Origin of the sequence: Haemophilus sp. SZY H36, assembly GCF_018829625.1 — a bacterium.
In the GTDB taxonomy this organism is placed as follows: Bacteria; Pseudomonadota; Gammaproteobacteria; order Enterobacterales; family Pasteurellaceae; genus Haemophilus; species Haemophilus haemolyticus_K.
This window is the reverse complement of the sequence record NZ_JAHKKA010000001.1, coordinates 424,783-443,261: the sequence shown is the minus strand read 5'-3', so window position 1 is coordinate 443,261 and position 18,479 is coordinate 424,783. Positions and strand designations below refer to the sequence as shown.

The following is an 18,479-nucleotide window of genomic DNA, read 5'->3' as shown; positions in this document are numbered from 1 at the left end:
AAATAAAAAACGGTGGAAAAATCCACCGCTCTTTCATTTTAACGTATCTAGATTGTTGATTATTCAACAATTAATGTACGACATACGTTGGTTTGTGTCGCACCTTGACCACCGTGAGTAACAAGCACTAAATCACCAGTAGATAAGTAACCTTTTTCTTTTAATGATTGAAGTGCTACTTTTGCACTGGTTTCTGTGCGGCTATCTTCACCATGATAAACTGGAGTTACGCCACGGTATAGTGCACAAAGGTTTAAGGTTTCTTGATTACGAGATAAAGCAAAGATTGGTAAACCTGAGCTGATACGTGACATCAATAATGGAGTACGACCTGTGCTAGTTAAAGTCACGATTGCAGCCACACCTTTCATGTGGTTTGCTGCATACATTGCAGACATCGCAACAGATTCTTCAATAGTTTCAAATTCTTTATCCATACGGTGACGAGAAACGTTAATGCTTGGCATTTTTTCTGCACCTAAACATACGCCAGCCATTGCAGCTACTGTTTCAGAAGGATATTGACCAGCCGCTGTTTCTGCAGAAAGCATAACCGCATCAGTACCATCTAATACTGCGTTTGCAACATCCATCACTTCAGCACGAGTTGGCATTGGGTTGCTAATCATTGATTCCATCATTTGAGTCGCTGTAATTACCGCACGGTTTAATTGACGTGAACGACGGATTAATTTTTTCTGTACGCCGACTAATTCAGGATCGCCGATTTCTACACCTAAGTCACCACGAGCAACCATGATAACATCAGACGCTAAAATAATATCGTCCATTGCTTCATCAGTAGCCACTGTTTCTGCACGTTCAACTTTAGCAACGATTTTTGCATTTAAACCAGCTTGTTGGGCAAGTTCACGCGCATAATTTAGGTCAGCGCTTGAACGAGGGAAAGAAACCGCTAAGAAATCAACGCCAATGCGTGCAGCAGTAATAATGTCTGCTTTATCTTTTTCTGTTAAGGCATCTGCAGATAAACCGCCGCCTAATTTGTTGATACCTTTATTATTTGATAATGGACCACCAACAGTGACTTCAGTGAAAACTTTTGCACCATCAGTTGATAATACTTTTAATTGAACACGGCCATCATCTAATAAAAGAATGTCGCCAGGAACAACATCTTGTGGAAGAGTTTTATAGTCTAGACCAACAGATTCTTGTGTGCCTTCACCTTTTGGTAACTCTGCATCAAGAATGAATTTGTCACCAATGTTTAAGAAAATCTTACCATCTTTAAAGGTAGAAACACGAATTTTAGGACCTTGTAAATCACCTAAGATTGCCACAGTTTTACCTAATTTTTTCGCAATAGAACGTACACGTTCAGCACGTTCAATATGGTCATCAGGTGTACCGTGAGAGAAGTTCATACGAACTACGTTTGCACCCGCTGCGATAATTTTTTCAAGATTGTTATCACGGTCAGTTGATGGGCCCATAGTACATACAATCTTCGTTCTTCTTAGTCTTCTAGACATTATTTACTCCGTCAATAATTACAAAATTTTAAAGATACTATTTTTACTTGGCTATATATTAGCCAGATGAAAAATCGGTGCGCATTATACGCTTAAAAATTTGGGAAATCAAAAACAGCCCTGTTATTTAAGGCAATACTGTTTACTTTTTTACCAGTTATATCGGGTTTTAAGAAAAATACTTGTTTTCAGGTCAAAAATATCTATAATTCGGAGTGTTTTATATAGTGCAACTATAGCTCAGTTGGTTAGAGCACCACCTTGACATGGTGGGGGTCACTGGTTCGAGTCCAGCTAGTTGCACCAATTAACCCTTTCACAACCCCGCGAAACTAATCGCGGGGTTTTGTTTTATGTAGGTTTTATGAGTGGTATAAGAGAACAATAAATTGTTCCTATATCAAAACGGCTAAAAACATTTCTATTTTTAGCCGCACTTTTTAATTTTCTTCTTTCTTTTCTTTAAATAAGCCTGATGCGCCCTCGGAATAGTCTCTTGGCTGTTCATTTTGAGATTTATCTGTTGCAGTAATTAACTGTTGGGTGAATAAACCTTTGTGCTCTTTTTCGCCCAGTAAATTATTGGAGGAGGTTGCGTAGTGGCGATAAAGTTTTTGATAATCGTTAATTAAGGTTTTGAATAATTCAGCACTTTCTGCAAAATGTTTTTCGATTTGCGCCTTTTGTGTATCAAGTTGGGTTTTGACGGTTTTTAATTCCGCTTCTGTTTTAGCTTGATGCTTTACGGAGCCTTTGGTTAAACGCACAATAATGTAACCAATAAATAATCCAACAATAAAAGCGATACCAATCGCTACCCAAATTTCATTTGTCCAATTTTCCATAATATTCTCCTGTTTATTCGGCTTAAAAAACTAACAAGTTGCAATAATAACAATTTCAACTTTCCAATGAGGATTCGCTAATTTAGCTTTGACTGTCGCTCGACTTGGTGGACTAACATGATCGACCCATTCATCCCAAGCTTGATTTAATTGAGCATAATCTTGCATGTCTGCCAAGAAAATTTGCGCGGTTAAAATGTTGCTTTTATTGGAGCCAATTTCAGCTAACAATTTATCAATTAAACCTAATACTTCTTTGGTCTGTTCGTAGGCATTTTGCTCGATGGTTAGCTCTGGAACTTGCCCTGCAAAATAGGCGAGGTTGTTATGAATTGAAACTTCACTTAAACGTGCGCTGGGTAAAATGCGTTGAATTGTCATAGGATTCTCCTTTGGGGTGCTTTCTTCTATTCTAAATAGCGTTTACTACTTTGTAAAATCCTCTTTACTAGGCTAGAATACCCGATAATTATTCTCAATTATTTAATCATTATGAAACTGCTTATCTCTAATCAGCATGGCGCTATTGTTATGGCATTGGTGCCTTTTATTTATGGCATGTTACTTGCTAATCCTGTCTGGGCGCACGTATTTTTGTTATTAGGATGGTTTTCGCTTTATTTGATGACTTATCCTTTTTTGAATTTGTTTAAAGGTAAAAATCTTGAGTTATACAAAAAATGGTCTGTGATTTATTTTGCTGCTGCTGTGATTTTTGCGATTCCCGCGTTAATTTATAATTGGCAAGTGCTGTATTTTATGTTTGCCATGCTGCCGTTTGTCGCGGTAAACATTTATTTCACCAAGAAAAAAGATGAGCGTAACTTATGGAATGACTTGGCGGGCATCTTAATTTTTGCGCTAGCTGGAATGGGATCTTATTATTTTTCTGACCGCACTTTTGATGAAAAAGTACTTTGGGTGGCGATTTATCCAACATTATTTTTTATTGGAACAACACTTTATGTGAAATCTATGATGCGTGAGCGAAAAAATCCACGTTATTTTTGGGCGTCAGTGATTTTTCACTTATTATGTGTGCTGATTTTTGTGATTTCGCAACAATTTATTTTAGCATTAGCTTTTGTCCCAGGATTAGTGCGAGCAGTTTATCTACCGACTAAAAAACTTTCTGTTATGCAAGTTGGATTAACCGAATTTGCGATTACTGCCGTATTTTTTATTTTACTTTTAATAGCAACCTTGTAAATGAAACTGAAGTTATTTTTTCATATAGTATTACTTTCTTGTAGTTTGCCTATTTGGGCAATGAAAACCGTTGATGTTACAGCAAGTTCGAAAATGGATGATCAAGCAAGAATGAATTTGGCACAAGAGTTTGCTAATAAACAGCAATGGATATCTGTTTTCGATATTATGTATCCGATGGCGTTAGAAGGAAATATCACCGCTCAAAGCAATCTAGGTATGTTATATAACCTTGGGCGTGGCACGGTGAGAGACTACGAAAAGGCTTATTGGTGGTTTAGCGAAGCAGCAGAGAAGGGAAGTGTGAAAGGGTTAAATAACCTTGGCGTTATGTATCTGCGTGGCGATTACGTCAAACAAAATACAGAGCAAGCTATTAAGCTTTTTGAGCGTACAGCTCGAGCTAAAGATACGGATGCGATGATGATGTTAAGTAATATTTATCGCTCACAAAACCAACCTGAAAAATCATTGGAATGGCTGAAGAAAGCCGCTGAATTAGGCAATAAGGAAGCAAAACAGCGTTTATCTAGTCAGCCATAATCTAAAAGTGCGGTTATTTTAACCGCACAAATTTCACGCCACTATGTTGCAATAGCAATTTCATTGGATCTTCATCGTTCGACACCGTTTTCTCACGTAATTCAATTAATTTCATCCGCAAATGGGCGAGTTCGTGAATTCTTGTGGCTACCTCTTTAATGTGTTTATCTAATACGCGATTTATTTCTTCTGCTTGTTGTTTTGAAGCATTTTCTAAATTCAGTAGGCTTTTTATTTCACTTAATGAAATATCTAAATTTCGGCAGTTACAAATAAATGATAAACGTTGCAAGTGTTCTTCATTATATTGTCGAAAATTGCCCGAAGTGCGTTTGGGGGGCGGGATTAAACCTTGTTGTTCATAATAACGAATGGTTTCTACGGTACAGCCTAAGGCTTTCGCAAGTGCTCCAATTTTCATCAATTTCCTTAAAAAATAACTTGACTCTAAAGTTACTTTATATTTTATCATGCATTCAGATTTTCTTAAACAAAAACAAACAAGGAGTATCCAAAATGGAATTAAAAAAAATCGCAGTGGGATTAACCGCACTTTTAGGTATGTCTGTTGCTAACGCACACAATGTTTGGCTTGAACCTGCTTCAGCCCAAGGTGAATACGTGGTGAAATTTGGACATGAACAAACTGAAACCTATCCAGAATCTAAACTTAAATCTATCCAAGCCTTAAATGCGCAAGGAAAATTAACTGCTGTTGACTATCAATTCAGAAATGGTGAAGCCTATCTTATGCCTAAATCAGATTTAGTATTCGTTCATTTCGATAATGGTGTATGGTCAAAACTACCAAGCGGTAAATACGTTGAAAAAACAAAACGTGAAGAACCAACAGCGGAGTTTAGTACTAATCCTGTTAAATTTGGTAAAGCGATTTTGAAATGGGATGCTGAATCTTTCAAATCTCATCAACAAGCTTACGAATTGATTCCTCAAGAAAAAGCACAAGCGAACAAACCACTTTCTATCCTTGTTTTACATAACGGTAAACCAGTTCAAGGCATTAAAGTGGGTGTGAGTGAAGATGCTCCGTTCAATTTAACTAATGAAAAAGGTATCGCTCAATTTACGCCAACTAAAGGCTTCAACAAAGTATGGGCAGAGTTTGAGGAAAAAGTAACTAATAATGCGGATTACGATCGTCGCTCTGTAGAATATATGTTAACTTTTGATGTGCAATAATATGGATTTGGGATGAAGAAAATTGTTTTTTTAACCGCACTTTTTGCGGCTTGCTATCTCCCGAATGCTTATGCCCACGCGCTTTATGTGTTTGCCCAATATGATGGGCAAACACTCTCTGGCAAATCCTATTATTCTGATATGACCCCAGCAGCTGAAACTTATTTAGAAGTTTTCCGCTCAGGTGTTTCTGATCCCGTTTTAACTGGAAAAACTGACCGTCAAGGCGCATTTAAGCTTTCTATTGCTGATGTGCCGCATACAACCTTAAAAGTTGTAGTGGAAGGCGATGAAGGACATCGTGCGTCAGTAGTTGCTGCTCATACATCTGCCGAAAATCAAAGCGGGGCAGATTTAATGCTTCTTCGCGAAGATATTGCGCATTTAAAAGATAAAATTTATTTGCATGATATTTTAGGTGGCATCGGTTATATCGTTGGTATTGCTGGACTTATTGCTTTACGTAATGCGCGTAAAATTAAACAAGGACGTATTTAATGCATTTATCTGAAGGCGTGTTACATACGCCTATTTTATTAGCTGGCGCAGTGCTTGCTGTTGCGGGCATTGCTGTGGGGTTACGTCGTTTAGAACCAGAACGTTTACCGCTCACCGCACTTTTTGCCGCGGCATTTTTTGTGGCAGGAACCATTCATGTGCCCGTCGGAATTGGTAGCGTGCATTTAATTTTAAATGGCATGGCTGGTTTATTTCTTGGGTGGGCTGTTTTTCCTGCATTCCTCATCGCACTTTTATTGCAAGTCATCTTCTTTTCTTTTGGCGGATTTGCAGTGTTAGGTGTCAATCTCTGCGTGATGGCAACGCCAGCGGTGATCGCTCATTATCTTTTCCGTTCTCGTTTACAACCGCACATAGCTTTAAAAGATCGTTTATTAGTCGGTATTGGATCTGGCGTAATTGGCGTTGGCGGGGCAGGCGCGCTTGCTTCTTTTGTACTGATGTTAGATGGTGGAAAAAGTTATCTGAATCTTGTTTGGCTCTTGTTAGTCTCTCATATTCCGGTATTTATTTTGGATAGTATTATCAGCGTGGGGGTGATTACCTTGCTTGGTAAAATGTATCCTGAAGTCATGAATCGTACCGAGAATTTCTCTTAATGAAAATTCATCGCTTATTTCAACCGCACTTTAGGTTGATTTATCTGTTTATCTGGGGGCTAATCATTAGTGGATTAAGTGATCTCACTTGGCTTATCCCCCTTAATTTGCTTGCAGTTTCTCTCTTTTTTATTTCACTGCAGTTCAGTCAAAAATCTTTTTTGCCTTATCTTAAACGTTGGTTTGCTTTAATCATTTTTATTGCTTTAATGTGGACGACATTAAGTTGGAAAATTGGAGAAAATGGTATTGAACTCAATTTTCAAGGTATAGAATTAGCAGAAAAATTGAGTTTGCGGACTCATTTATTGCTGATTTCTCTTTGGCTTTTTTTGTGGAATATTAATGATGCAGTGCTTGTTCAAGCCATTGGTAAATTGCCTTTGCCAGAAAAATTAATTCAACTTTTTGTGTTGACCGTACGTTACATTGCACTGCTTGGTGAATTGCGTCAAAAGATGGATATTGCCATGCGGGCTCGTGGATTTCGTCCTGGGCTTAATAGCCGAACCCTTTATTTGACGGCTCAAAGTGTCGCTTTATTATTGATTCATGCCCTGTTGAAAGCCGAAACGGCGCAAATGGCCTTAAAATGTCGTGGTTTTCGGTTTGGCAAAAAGAGAGAAAAATAATATGTTAGCTGTAAGTAATCTTTATATAGAACGCAATGGTAGAGCGATTATTCAAGATTTGAGTTTTACCTTGGAAGGTCAAAAACGTCTTTTCGTACAAGGGGAAATTGGCTCAGGAAAAACCACTTTACTGCTTGCTTTGTTGGGATTTGTTCCCGTAACCAAAGGTGAAATTCAATTATTTGGCCAAGTTTGTCGTGAAGAAAAAGATTTCGCACCGTTTCGTGGCACGATTGGTATTTGTTTTCAAAATGCTGATGATCAACTTTTTGGCCCAACGGTGTTGGATGATATTGCCTTTGGACCATTAAACCAAAATGTGCCCAGAGAGCAGGCGTATCATATCGCAGAGCAGCAATTAGAACGTCTTGGTATCACACGTTTAAAAGATCGTATGGTGCATACCTTATCTGGTGGTGAGAAAAATTTCACTGCACTTGCAGGTGTTTTAGCGATGCAGCCAAAAATTTTATTATTAGATGAACCTACCAATGGATTAGATCGAAAAAATACTGAAAAATTGACCGCACTTTTGCGTGAACTTGCCTTACCCATTTTGATTTCATCCCATCATCATGGATTTATTAACGAATTAGCCACAGAAATTATCAGTTTATGATCTTCATCAAAAAGCTGAATTTTGATTGTGCTATGCTTGTTGCAAATTTGTTGACAAAGCTCAGGGCTTCGAGTGTTTTAAACATTATTTCTGTTGAAAGTCAGTTTGAAACCTCAGCCCAAATAAGCACATTAAAACGGAGGATTTATGTGTACAACCTGTGGCTGCGGACATCCAGAGCAAGTCCGTATTGGTGAATTGCCTCATACACATGATGATCAAGGAAGTCATCAATCAGGTATGCCAAACTTTTCACATTCAACATTTCATTTCAATAAACCAGTCGATGCAGACGATACCCAAAAACGTTTGTTAAAAATTGAACAAGATGTTCTCGGAAAAAATAATCAACTCGCGGATCAAAACCGTGCATTCTTTGCTAAACAATATATTTTAGCCTTGAATCTTGTATCGAGTCCGGGTTCAGGCAAAACCACCCTGTTAACGACGACGCTAAATGCCCTCAAAAATGACCGCACTTGTTATGTAATCGAAGGCGATCAACAAACTGAAAATGATGCAGATCGTATTCGTGCGACTGGCGTGCCGGCTATTCAAGTGAATACAGGCAAAGGTTGTCATTTAGATGCACAAATGATTAGCGAAGCTATGGTGAAATTAAGACCTCAAGCTGACAGCATTATGTTTATCGAAAATGTGGGCAATCTCGTTTGTCCATCTGAATTTGATCTTGGCGAAAAAGCGAAAGTGGTGATTTTATCAGTGACAGAAGGCGAAGATAAACCGCTTAAATACCCACATATGTTTGCCGCATCCAGTTTGATGATTTTAAATAAAGTGGATTTATTACCTTATTTGAAATTTGATGTAGAACAATGCATTGCCAATGCAAAACGTGTGAATCCTAATATTGAAGTGATTCAACTTTCCGCTACAACTGAACAAGGTCTTAGCGAGTGGTTAAATTGGCTAGAACAACGTAAACAAGGATAATCGATGAGATTTGTTGATGAATTTCGCGATCCTGAACTTGCCCGTAGTTTAGTGGCGCAACTTGAAAAATTAATGGAAAAAATGCCGCACTTTACGGCGCAGAATCCATTGTATTTAATGGAAGTGTGTGGCGGACATACCCATACGATTTTTAAATTTGGGTTGGATCGGCTATTGCCAAAAAGTATCGAATTTATTCATGGCCCAGGTTGTCCTGTCTGTGTGCTTCCGATGGGGCGTATTGATGTCTGTATTGAAATTGCGCTGAAACCTGATGTCATTTTCTGTACTTTTGGGGATGCAATGCGGGTGAAAGGTCGTAAAGGTTCGCTTTTAGAAGCAAAAGCGAAAGGCGCAGATGTTCGCATTGTGTATTCGCCTTTGGATGCATTGAATATTGCACAAAATAATCCGAATAAAAAAGTCGTCTTTTTTTCCTTAGGATTTGAAACGACGATGCCGAGCGCAGCAGTGACGCTTCAACAAGCTAAAAAACTAGGAACAAAAAATTTCTGGATTGTTTGTCAAAACATCACGATTATTCCAACGTTACATAGCTTACTGGCTCAAGATCAAGTCAAAATTGATGGTTTTCTTGCGCCAGGGCATGTGAGTATGGTGATTGGTTCATCGCCTTATCAAGGGATTGTTGATAAATATCACAAACCTTTTGTGATTACAGGTTTTGAACCTTTAGATATTTTGCAGGCGATTGTGATGTTAGTGCAGCAATTTGTTGATGGCCGTTGTGAAATCGAAAATCAATATAAACGCATTGTTGATGATCACGGAAATGCTTTAGCCCAACGTTCAATGCAAGAAGTATTCCAGCTTAAAGCAAGCAGTGAATGGCGTGGGTTGGGGGAAATTGAACAATCTGGCGTGGAATTGACGGAGGCTTATCGTGAATTTGATGCCGAAATTTATTTCCAAAGCCAAGCTCAACAGGTGGCGGATGATCCTAATTCTCGTTGTGGCGATGTCTTGACTGGGCGTTGTAAACCATCTGATTGCCCATTATTTGGCACAGGTTGTAATCCTGATAATGCTTATGGCGCATTAATGGTTTCTTCCGAAGGCGCATGTGCAGCCTATTATCAATATCGGAGAGAATAAAATGAGCGAATTTATCACTATGGCGCACGGCAATGGCGGTGCTGCCATGCAAAAATTGATCCAAGATTATTTTGTTGAAGCCTTTGCTAATCCTATTTTGGCACAAGGGGAAGATCAGGCAAGAATTCCATTAACCGAATTAGCAAAGCAAGGCCAAACACTGTCATTTAGTACGGATAGTTTTGTCATTGATCCCATTTTTTTTCCTGGTGGTAATATCGGAAAATTAGCGGTGTGCGGCACGGCAAATGATGTGGCGGTGTGCGGTGCGATACCAAAATATTTATCCTGTGGCTTTATTTTGGAAGAAGGATTGCCACTTGTGGATCTTAAAGCAATTATTCAATCAATGGCAGAAACCGCAAAAGCGGCAGGCATTCAGGTTGTTACTGGCGATACAAAAGTGGTACAGAAAGGTGCAGTGGATAAGATTTTTATCAATACCAGTGGAATTGGTGTTATTCCTCAAAATTTGGATTGGGGGGTTCATAACATTCAGGCTGGCGATAAAATCATTGTTAGCGGCACTATTGGGGATCATGGCGCAACAATCTTAAATTTACGTGAAAAACTGGGTATCCAAACGGATCTTCATAGCGATTGCGCCGTGCTGTATCCATTGATTGAAAATTTACGCAAAGTAGATGGTGTTAAAGCAGTTCGAGATGCGACCCGTGGGGGAGTTAATGCTGTTTTGCATGAATTTGCACAGGCGCAACAGCTAGGCATGAATATTGATGAACAAGCCTTGCCAATTCGCCAAGAAGTACGCGGAATTTGTGAATTACTGGGTCTTGAAGCATTAAATTTCGCGAATGAAGGGAAATTGGTTATTGTTGCCTCCGCTGAAAAAACACCAGAAATTTTGACCGCACTTCGCCGTCATCCATTAGGTGAAAATGCGGCCGTGATTGGTGAAGTGACAACCGATAAAAAAGTGCGTTTAGTAGGTATATTTGGACAAAGTCGATTATTAGATTTACCAACAAATGAACCATTGCCAAGAATTTGTTAATGATTAGATAAAATCAATACTTTAGAAAAATTAAATAGGTGAAGTGATTTCTCAACTTAGCAAAAATAGCTTAGAACAGCTAGAGTAGTTTATCCATCACTGGCAATTTATCCAAAATGGCATGAAGGCTACCGCACTATAGAGACTACAATGGTCGGTGTGGATGCTGATTATATTTCATTCAAAACAATGAAAGCTAAAGCTCTTTCTGGGCTTTATTTTCTTGCGGTAAATCGTGCCTTTACAGGCATACGCAATGCAATTCGCTCACGGTTTAATGCTAAAGCATTTTCTGTGGGCAAATAATTTTGCCAAAGATTAGGATCATCAGGTAGCTCCTCTGCCCAAAAATATTGAACATTGAAACCACGAGCAAGACACTCTTCATGCAATAAGTCGTAACGTTGCTTTAAAAACGCAAGTTTATTAAAGAAAAATCGTACGTGTCCTTCGCCTAATTTATAATCTTCAGGCTGCCCTTTTAAACTAAATTTTCCTTTCGCAACCGCATTTGGAATCCGTGTTAGTTCTCTATGTTCCGCTAATAGATGCTGATCGCAAAGTTCAGCAGGAGGAACAAGGTTAATTCTGGTCATAAAATCTCTCTTTATTATTTTATATCCCATCGAGTAATGAATATGACTAATTCCACCAATAATGTGCTAGGTAATAATAAGGTAACGGTTACTAAAACTAAGGTGAGTAGAAAAACTAAATTATTTCTTTTATTGAAAACTTAGAAGAGGAAAAATAAAGGGGTGGTGGAGCTGGGGGGAGTTGAACCCCCGTCCGAAATTACTCTACCTTCAGCACTACACGTTTAGTCTAGTCTTTAATTTCACTTAAGCATGCGGACAGACACGCTAAACTTAAGCTAGTTTGATTCAATTTAGTGCTTCGATCCTCAAACGGTGGCTTCCACACGATCTCGTTTTGGTTTGACTCCGCGTTATCCCCGTCTTACGAGCGGAAGCTAGGGCGCGAAGGCTAAATGCAGGTTATTAAGCTGCTAAAGCGTATTGTTCGTCGTTTGCGACTATTTTTTTGCGGTTTATTTACGAGGCCTACCGCACCTCGACGTGCACCTTGGGCTTCGCTAATCCCGTCGAATCCAGAATCAGCCCCAAAATTGTAGACTAGTCTAACAAAAAACAAGCAGAAGAAAAAGAGCGGTATTTATTAAATGCGTGAGTTAGGGTAAAATTTCGGCGTTTTTTATAGGAGAAAATAATGTCATTTTTTAAATATTTAGTACTCGCTTTGTTTGCAGCTAGTTGTTCAATTTCTTCTGCAATTGCAAAAGAAAATGTTTCAAAGGAAAAACCTAAAAGTGTAGAAAAAACTGCAACTGCAGAAAAAAGCTACCCTAAGTATGTTAACTATGCTATTTCTATTGATGTTGGCGATAGAGATATTGTGGTAGGTGAGGATGGTCAGGCACTTTCTCGCTTTAAATATACTATTACGAATAAAAGTGAATTCCCGATTCAAAATATTCAATGGATGAGTGTGTATGTGCATAATCGTCAAGTTGTGCATAGCCAAGATATGCAAATAGAATTAGAAAATACCTTATTGCCAGGTAAGACACTGACAATTAATTTACAAATTCCATTTACTCAAATTGATGAAAAATACCGTTCAATTTTTATGAATACGCAAGAACCTATTCATGTTTATAAAGTTGAACGTTCAGTCATGTTTAAAGATAAGAAAGTCGTTTCTGATAATTAAATATGTATGCTTGAACAGTAATTAAAGTGCGGTTATACTAAATAAAATTTAACCGCACTTTTTTTATGCTACAAGATAAAAAAATTATTCACATTGATATGGATTGTTTTTACGTATCGATTGAGATTCGTGAAAATCCTAATTTGCAGGGAAAGCCTGTTGCTGTAGGTGGTTCTTCTCGTCAACGTGGTGTATTGACAACTTGTAATTATGAGGCGAGAAAATTTGGTTTGCATAGTGCAATGCCAACGGCTCAAGCCATAAAAAAGTGTCCTAATCTCATTCTTGTGCCCGTGAATATGGCGTTGTATAAACAAGTTTCGGCACAAATTCATCAAATCTTCCAGCGCTACACTGATATTATTGAACCACTTTCTTTAGATGAAGCCTATTTAGATGTCACGTACTGTCAAAAATGTTCTGGCTCAGCGACTTGGATCGCACAAGAAATCCGCCAAGCAATTTTTGATGAGTTACATTTAACTGCCTCGGCTGGTGTTGCGCCTTTAAAATACCTTGCCAAAATTGCCTCGGATATGAATAAACCTAATGGACAATTTGTGATTAAGCCGAATGAAGTCGAGAAATTCATTAAAACCTTACCCTTAAATAAAATCCCTGGTGTGGGTAAAGTGACATCACAACGATTACTCGATATGGGATTAGAAACTTGTGCTGACATTCAAAGCTTTGATCAAATCGTCTTATTAAATCAATTTGGTAAGGCGGGTAAACGTATTTGGGATTTTAGTCATGGCATTGATGATCGTGAAGTACAAGCCCATCGTGAACGTAAATCAGTTGGCGTAGAACAAACTTTGCTTGAAAACATTCACACAATTGAGCAAGCTTCAGAATTATTGAATAATCTTTATCAAGAGCTAATTCGTCGCCTTAAGCGTGTTGCCCCTAATATACCGTTATCTTCATTCCGTAAAATTGGCGTAAAGTTTAAATTTGAAGATTTTCAAGTAACTACTTTGGAGAAAACAGGTTTGCCACTTTCTTTGGAGAGTTTTCATCAATTACTTCCTCAAATTTTTATGCGAGCAAAAGGGCGCTCGATTCGTTTGATTGGGTTACATGTCAATTTGCCTGAAGAAAATAAACAAGAACAAATGAGCCTCTGGTGATATAATCTCGCGGTTTTTTAGGAGTCGATATTATGGAACATAAATTAGAAGATATTATTGCAATTTTTAATCAATGTTTTGAAGAGGAATACAACACTCGCTTAGTCAAAGGCGGTGAAGAACCCATTTATTTACCCGCAAATGATGAAGTGCCTTATAACGCGATTTATTTTGCTAGAGGATTTTATAGCAGTGCATTGCACGAAATTGCTCATTGGTTAGTGGCAGGCAAAGAACGCCGTAAACTAGAAGATTTTGGTTATTGGTATGAGCCAGATGGACGTTCAGAAGAACGTCAGCGTGATTTTGAAAAAGTTGAAGTTAAACCGCAAGCATTAGAGTGGATTTTGGCGACGGCGGCAGGTTTCCGTTATTTTGCCAGTGCGGATAATTTGAATGGCAATCCGGGTGATACACAGCCTTTTAAACAAGCCGTGTATGAACAAGTGAAAATCTACGCGGAAAAAGGTTTACCAAAACGAGCTGAAATGTTACGCCATACTCTTGCTATTTTTTATGGCACAGAAGATCGTATTGATTTAAGTAAATTTGATGTGACGCGTATTTAAAGAGTGGCGATTTTTAACCGCACTTTTGACACTGTCAATTCTCCCTAAAATCGGCTAGAATACGCCGATTTTATTTTCGGTGACTTACAAATGATGAAAGATTCCATTATTGCAAAATTAGAAAGTTTAAAAGAACGTTATGAAGAGCTAGAAGCCTTATTAGGTGATGTTTCTGTAATTAGTGATCAGGATAAATTCCGTGCGTATTCTAAAGAATATTCGCAACTTGAAGAAGTGGTGAAATGTTTTAATCGTTGGACGCAATTAAATCAAAATATTGAAGAAGCTGAAATATTGCTCGACGATCCTGAAATGAAAGAAATGGCGCAAATGGAAATAGAAGAATCCAAAGCGGAAATTGAAGAAGTGGAACAACAACTTCAAATTCTTTTACTGCCGAAAGATCCTAATGATGAATATAACTGCTATTTAGAAATCCGTGCGGGAACAGGCGGTGATGAAGCGGGTATTTTTGCCGGTGATTTATTCCGTATGTACAGTCGCTATGCTGAAAGTAAACGCTGGCGTGTAGAAATGCTAAGTGCTAACGAAAGTGAGCAAGGCGGTTATAAAGAGGTGATTGTTAAAGTCACTGGCGAAGGTGTGTATGGTCAGTTAAAGTTTGAATCTGGCGGTCATCGTGTGCAACGTGTACCAAAAACTGAATCGCAAGGGCGTATCCACACTTCTGCTTGTACCGTTGCGGTAATGCCAGAATTGCCAGAGTCGGAAATGCCAGAAATTAATCCAGCAGATTTGCGTATTGATACTTATCGCTCATCAGGCGCTGGTGGTCAGCACGTAAATACAACGGATTCTGCGGTTCGTATTACACATATTCCAACAGGTATTGTGGTGGAATGTCAGGATGAGCGTTCACAGCACAAAAATAAAGCGAAAGCAATGTCGGTATTAGCGTCACGTATTGTTCAAGCAGAGCAAGAACGCCAAGCCGCAGAACAAACAGATATGCGCCGTAACTTATTAGGTTCGGGCGATCGTTCTGATAAAATTCGCACATATAATTATCCGCAAGGTCGAGTCACAGATCACCGTATCAATCTCACTATTTACCGTTTGGATGAAGTAATGAATGGTAAAATTGATGAACTGATTCAGCCGATTATTACCGAATATCAAGCGGATCAGTTGGCGGCATTGTCTGAACAGAATTAATGATAGGGGCATCTGATTTCAGATGTCCTTTTTAACTTTACAGGGAAATAAAATGATCATTGAAAATCAAAAAGATGCTGAATTTTCTTCTGCTTTCAAACCTTCTCAACATGCTCAAGCAAGCCGTTTTAAACGCTGGCTTGCGAGTATGATTAATGGGCTTGTGCTTTGGGTGATGGTTGGTCTCGGTTTTGCATTGGGGGATTTTGCTGGTGTAGTGGGGACGATTGTATATGCTGGTTTTCAGTTATATTTCATGAAAACTTATGGGCAAACAATGGCAAAACGCTGCTTAGGCTTGCGTGTATTTAATTATCATACCAATCAGCCTGTTGAATTTGGTAAATATATTGGTCGTGAGATTATTGATATTTTATTGGCGTGGACGAGTTTCTTATTGATTATTAGCGGTATTGTTGCACTTGTGCGTGATGATCGCCGTTCTTTAACTGATTTAGTGGCTGGCACAATTGTGTTAAAAGACGAAAAATAATGAATTATAAAGAATGGCTGGCACAAGCGATTGTGGATTTGGCACAAAAAAATCCCACTGAAAATAGCAAAATTGATGCGTTTGTGCTTCTTCAACATGCTACTGGCAAATCGCGTACGCAAATCCTTGCTTTTGATGATACCGAGATTGATGAAAAAGTGCAGTTAAAATTGACCGCACTTTTAGATCGTCGTCTAAAAGGCGAACCTATCGCTTATATTCTTGGTGAAAAAGAATTTTGGTCGTTGCCATTAAATGTCTCAAAAGGCACATTGATTCCAAGACCAGATACTGAAATTTTAGTGGAAAAGGCATTACAAATTGCTTTAGAAAAACTGGAAGAAAATCCACCGCACTTTCGTATTCTTGATCTTGGCACAGGCACAGGCGCTATCTCGTTAGCATTAGCATCAGAGCTTTCACCTATTTGTCAAAAACGACAAATTTCATTAGAAATCATTGGTGTTGATCTTATGTCCGATGTTGTGGAATTAGCCCAATCTAATGCAGAAAAAAATAAGTTAAATGTGCAATTTTTGCAGAGCCGTTGGTTTGAAAATATAACAGGGCAGTTTGATCTTATTGTCAGTAATCCGCCTTATATTGATGCTCAAGATGAACATTTACGTCAAGGTGATGTGCGTTTTGAACCGCTTTCTGCATTAGTTGCCAATGATGCCGGTTATGCTGATTTACGTCATATTATTGAATTAACACCGGGTTATTTGAATTCTAATGGCGTATTATTACTTGAGCATGGATGGCAACAAGGCGAAAAAGTGCGCTCAATTTTCCTAGAAAATCATTGGGAAATGGTTGAAACCGTGCGTGATTATGGCGACAATGAGCGCGTCACTTTAGGTTTTTGGAAGAAGTAATGAAATATTATCGACGTGCGTTATACGATCAATTTGTGCATTTTTATAATACCATCTCAGATGATGGATCATCAGAAGCGCAAATTCGGGGAAAAATTGGCGGGTTTGTACGTCGAGCACGTAAAGAAATTTCGCCAGATTGGCCGAAAGAAGAGCAAATTCATCAGTTACTACAGCTATTTTATGGTGATTGGGGCTTTCATTGTGACTCAGAAGAGTATTTCTATGCACGCAATTTGTATTTGCCCTATGTGTTGGAGCATCGTCAAGGAATGCCAGTGACGCTTGGGGCAATTGTGCTTTATTTAGCCGAGGTATTGGATTTGCCGATTTACCCAGTCAATTTCCCAACACAGCTCATTTTACGTGCCGAAGTAAGAGATGAAGTGGCTTTTATTGATCCTTGGGATGGCACTTATATATCGCAAGAAAAATTACAGCAACTTTATGAAGGGGCATTTGGCTTTGGTGTGCAAATTCAACCGGAAGAACTTGATAGAGCCGATCTTTCTTTACTTTATTCTCGTTTTGAGCAACTGGCGAAGAATGCACTCATCCGCGAAGAGCATAACGACATGGCATACCGTTATATTGAGAATTTACTGATTGGTAATGATGAAGATCCTTATCACATCCGTGATCGCGGTTTAGTTTTAGCTCAGATGGGTGCTTACCCTTCGGCATTAAAAGATTTAGAATTTTTTGTGGAACGTTGTCCGGAAGACCCAACTGCGGCTTTAATCCGAACTCAACTTTTAGAACTTAAGGGCGAGATTGATAAAGATCCTTTTCCCCTCCATTGATTTAAGGAAAATTTATGCAAAATAAAATTGTAAAAATTGGCAATATTGATGTTGCAAATGACAAACCTTTCGTGCTTTTTGGTGGAATGAACGTACTTGAAAGTCGTGATATGGCGATGCAAGTCTGTGAAGCTTATGTGAAAGTGACGGAGAAACTTGGCGTGCCTTATGTGTTTAAAGCTTCTTTTGACAAAGCGAATCGTTCATCTATTCATTCTTACCGTGGCCCAGGTATGGAAGAAGGATTAAAAATTTTCCAAGAATTAAAAGATACGTTCGGTGTAAAAATTATTACCGATGTACACGAAATCTATCAATGTCAGCCCGTTGCAGATGTTGTAGATATTATTCAACTTCCAGCCTTTTTGGCTCGTCAAACCGATCTTGTTGAAGCGATGGCGAAAACAGGCGCAGTGATTAATGTGAAAAAACCACAATTTTTAAGCCCTGGTCAAATGGGTAATATCGTGGAAAAAATCGAAGAATGTGGTAACGATAAAATCATTCTTTGTGATCGTGGAACAAACTTTGGATACGATAATTTAATTGTGGATATGCTTGGCTTCAGCGTCATGAAAAAAGCATCTAAGGGTAGCCCAGTTATTTTTGATGTAACCCATTCACTTCAATGCCGTGATCCATTTGGGGCTGCATCAGGTGGCCGTCGCGCACAAGTGACCGAACTCGCGCGTTCTGGTTTAGCGGTAGGAATTGCAGGCTTATTCTTAGAAGCGCATCCAAATCCAAATCAAGCGAAATGTGATGGCCCTTCTGCATTGCCTCTTTCTGCTCTTGAAGGTTTTGTCTCTCAAATGAAAGCGATTGATGATTTAGTAAAATCTTTCCCAGAATTGGATACCTCAATCTAAGAAAATATTTAAGCAAAAGTGCGGTTAATTTTGACCGCACTTTGATCTGCACCCCAAAAGCTGGACACCTAATTTGA

The 18,479-nt window shown here is 38.7% G+C and carries 23 protein-coding genes, 1 tRNA gene and 1 other RNA gene; 19 read left to right on the top strand and 6 right to left on the bottom strand.

Features of this window, described 5'->3' with window-relative positions:
* Positions 1-59 precede the first annotated feature (59 nt).
* Positions 60-1,496 (bottom strand): pyruvate kinase, encoded by a 1,437-nt coding sequence (gene pyk / locus KP713_RS01965; protein WP_140529074.1) that lies wholly within the window; start codon positions 1,494-1,496, stop codon positions 60-62.
* 229 nt (positions 1,497-1,725) lie between these two features.
* On the opposite strand from pyk, the gene KP713_RS01960 reads away from it, so the two are divergent.
* A tRNA-Val gene (locus KP713_RS01960) sits at positions 1,726-1,802 on the top strand.
* A gap of 134 nt (positions 1,803-1,936) precedes the next feature.
* On the opposite strand, the gene KP713_RS01955 is transcribed toward KP713_RS01960, so the two are convergent.
* Both KP713_RS01955 and KP713_RS01950 read right to left on the bottom strand, forming a co-directional pair.
* On the bottom strand, positions 1,937-2,341 hold the full coding sequence (locus tag KP713_RS01955) for a Z-ring associated ZapG family protein (RefSeq protein ID WP_048953986.1): 405 nt from the start codon (positions 2,339-2,341) through the stop codon (positions 1,937-1,939).
* A gap of 30 nt (positions 2,342-2,371) precedes the next feature.
* Entirely contained in the window at positions 2,372-2,722 is a 351-nt protein-coding gene (locus KP713_RS01950) for a RidA family protein (RefSeq protein WP_215769694.1), read from the bottom strand.
* 111 nt (positions 2,723-2,833) lie between these two features.
* Between KP713_RS01950 and KP713_RS01945 the strand changes: the two genes are divergently transcribed.
* Both KP713_RS01945 and KP713_RS01940 read left to right on the top strand, forming a co-directional pair.
* Positions 2,834-3,550 carry a YwiC-like family protein gene (locus KP713_RS01945; RefSeq protein WP_215769693.1) on the top strand — a complete coding sequence of 239 codons (717 nt, stop codon included), beginning with the start codon at positions 2,834-2,836 and terminating at the stop codon, positions 3,548-3,550.
* Positions 3,551-4,093 carry a tetratricopeptide repeat protein gene (locus KP713_RS01940; RefSeq protein ID WP_048953983.1) on the top strand — a complete coding sequence of 181 codons (543 nt, stop codon included), beginning with the start codon at positions 3,551-3,553 and terminating at the stop codon, positions 4,091-4,093.
* 13 nt (positions 4,094-4,106) lie between these two features.
* On the opposite strand, the gene KP713_RS01935 is transcribed toward KP713_RS01940, so the two are convergent.
* The gene (locus KP713_RS01935; protein ID WP_005633867.1) at positions 4,107-4,514 is read right to left on the bottom strand and encodes a Cd(II)/Pb(II)-responsive transcriptional regulator; all 408 of its coding nucleotides are present in this window, start codon (positions 4,512-4,514) and stop codon (positions 4,107-4,109) included.
* A 95-nt stretch (positions 4,515-4,609) separates the two neighbouring features.
* On the opposite strand from KP713_RS01935, the gene KP713_RS01930 reads away from it, so the two are divergent.
* From KP713_RS01930 to hypE, 8 genes are all read left to right on the top strand, one after another.
* Positions 4,610-5,293, top strand: a complete 684-nt coding sequence (locus KP713_RS01930; protein WP_215769692.1) for a DUF4198 domain-containing protein — start codon at positions 4,610-4,612, stop codon at positions 5,291-5,293.
* A 12-nt stretch (positions 5,294-5,305) separates the two neighbouring features.
* Positions 5,306-5,791 (top strand): HI_1622 family ECF transport-associated protein, encoded by a 486-nt coding sequence (locus KP713_RS01925; protein WP_005632431.1) that lies wholly within the window; start codon positions 5,306-5,308, stop codon positions 5,789-5,791.
* Positions 5,791-6,411 carry a cobalt transporter CbiM gene (gene cbiM, locus KP713_RS01920; protein ID WP_215769691.1) on the top strand — a complete coding sequence of 207 codons (621 nt, stop codon included), beginning with the start codon at positions 5,791-5,793 and terminating at the stop codon, positions 6,409-6,411. The genes KP713_RS01925 and cbiM overlap by 1 nt, the downstream gene beginning before the upstream one ends.
* Positions 6,411-7,043, top strand: a complete 633-nt coding sequence (locus KP713_RS01915; RefSeq protein WP_215769690.1) for an energy-coupling factor transporter transmembrane component T family protein — start codon at positions 6,411-6,413, stop codon at positions 7,041-7,043. The genes cbiM and KP713_RS01915 overlap by 1 nt, the downstream gene beginning before the upstream one ends.
* 1 nt (position 7,044) lies before the next feature.
* Positions 7,045-7,662 carry an energy-coupling factor ABC transporter ATP-binding protein gene (locus KP713_RS01910; protein ID WP_215769689.1) on the top strand — a complete coding sequence of 206 codons (618 nt, stop codon included), beginning with the start codon at positions 7,045-7,047 and terminating at the stop codon, positions 7,660-7,662.
* Positions 7,663-7,809: 147 nt separating this feature from the next.
* On the top strand, positions 7,810-8,616 hold the full coding sequence (gene hypB / locus KP713_RS01905; RefSeq protein ID WP_215769688.1) for a hydrogenase nickel incorporation protein HypB: 807 nt from the start codon (positions 7,810-7,812) through the stop codon (positions 8,614-8,616).
* A gap of 3 nt (positions 8,617-8,619) precedes the next feature.
* Positions 8,620-9,732 (top strand): hydrogenase formation protein HypD, encoded by a 1,113-nt coding sequence (hypD, locus tag KP713_RS01900; protein ID WP_215769687.1) that lies wholly within the window; start codon positions 8,620-8,622, stop codon positions 9,730-9,732.
* A gap of 1 nt (position 9,733) precedes the next feature.
* Positions 9,734-10,747 (top strand): hydrogenase expression/formation protein HypE, encoded by a 1,014-nt coding sequence (gene hypE / locus KP713_RS01895; protein WP_215769686.1) that lies wholly within the window; start codon positions 9,734-9,736, stop codon positions 10,745-10,747.
* Between the two features lie 215 nt (positions 10,748-10,962).
* Here the strand turns inward: hypE and KP713_RS01890 are convergent, their stop codons facing one another.
* Positions 10,963-11,343, bottom strand: a complete 381-nt coding sequence (locus KP713_RS01890) for a pyrimidine dimer DNA glycosylase/endonuclease V (protein WP_005638006.1) — start codon at positions 11,341-11,343, stop codon at positions 10,963-10,965.
* Between the two features lie 163 nt (positions 11,344-11,506).
* Positions 11,507-11,872: a transfer-messenger RNA gene (ssrA, locus tag KP713_RS01885) on the bottom strand.
* Positions 11,873-11,977: 105 nt separating this feature from the next.
* Here ssrA and KP713_RS01880 point away from each other — a divergent pair.
* The 8 genes from KP713_RS01880 to kdsA all read left to right on the top strand — a co-directional run bounded on the left by KP713_RS01880 (position 11,978) and on the right by kdsA (position 18,402).
* Positions 11,978-12,481, top strand: a complete 504-nt coding sequence (locus KP713_RS01880; RefSeq protein WP_215769685.1) for a hypothetical protein — start codon at positions 11,978-11,980, stop codon at positions 12,479-12,481.
* 65 nt (positions 12,482-12,546) lie between these two features.
* Positions 12,547-13,614, top strand: coding sequence for a DNA polymerase IV (gene dinB, locus KP713_RS01875; RefSeq protein ID WP_215769684.1), 1,068 nt, complete (start codon positions 12,547-12,549; stop codon positions 13,612-13,614).
* A gap of 32 nt (positions 13,615-13,646) precedes the next feature.
* Entirely contained in the window at positions 13,647-14,183 is a 537-nt protein-coding gene (locus KP713_RS01870) for an elongation factor P hydroxylase (protein ID WP_215769683.1), read from the top strand.
* 93 nt (positions 14,184-14,276) lie between these two features.
* Positions 14,277-15,359, top strand: coding sequence for a peptide chain release factor 1 (gene prfA / locus KP713_RS01865; protein WP_032803489.1), 1,083 nt, complete (start codon positions 14,277-14,279; stop codon positions 15,357-15,359).
* Positions 15,360-15,411: 52 nt separating this feature from the next.
* Positions 15,412-15,852, top strand: a complete 441-nt coding sequence (locus KP713_RS01860; RefSeq protein ID WP_215769682.1) for an RDD family protein — start codon at positions 15,412-15,414, stop codon at positions 15,850-15,852.
* Positions 15,852-16,730 (top strand): peptide chain release factor N(5)-glutamine methyltransferase, encoded by an 879-nt coding sequence (gene prmC / locus KP713_RS01855; RefSeq protein ID WP_215769681.1) that lies wholly within the window; start codon positions 15,852-15,854, stop codon positions 16,728-16,730. The genes KP713_RS01860 and prmC overlap by 1 nt, the downstream gene beginning before the upstream one ends.
* Complete coding sequence (locus KP713_RS01850; protein ID WP_106013307.1) at positions 16,730-17,533, top strand: SirB1 family protein; 804 nt, start codon at positions 16,730-16,732, stop codon at positions 17,531-17,533. Before prmC ends, KP713_RS01850 begins: the two co-directional genes overlap by 1 nt.
* A 14-nt stretch (positions 17,534-17,547) precedes the next feature.
* Positions 17,548-18,402 carry a 3-deoxy-8-phosphooctulonate synthase gene (gene kdsA, locus KP713_RS01845; protein ID WP_005629022.1) on the top strand — a complete coding sequence of 285 codons (855 nt, stop codon included), beginning with the start codon at positions 17,548-17,550 and terminating at the stop codon, positions 18,400-18,402.
* The last annotated feature ends 77 nt before the right edge of the window (positions 18,403-18,479 follow it).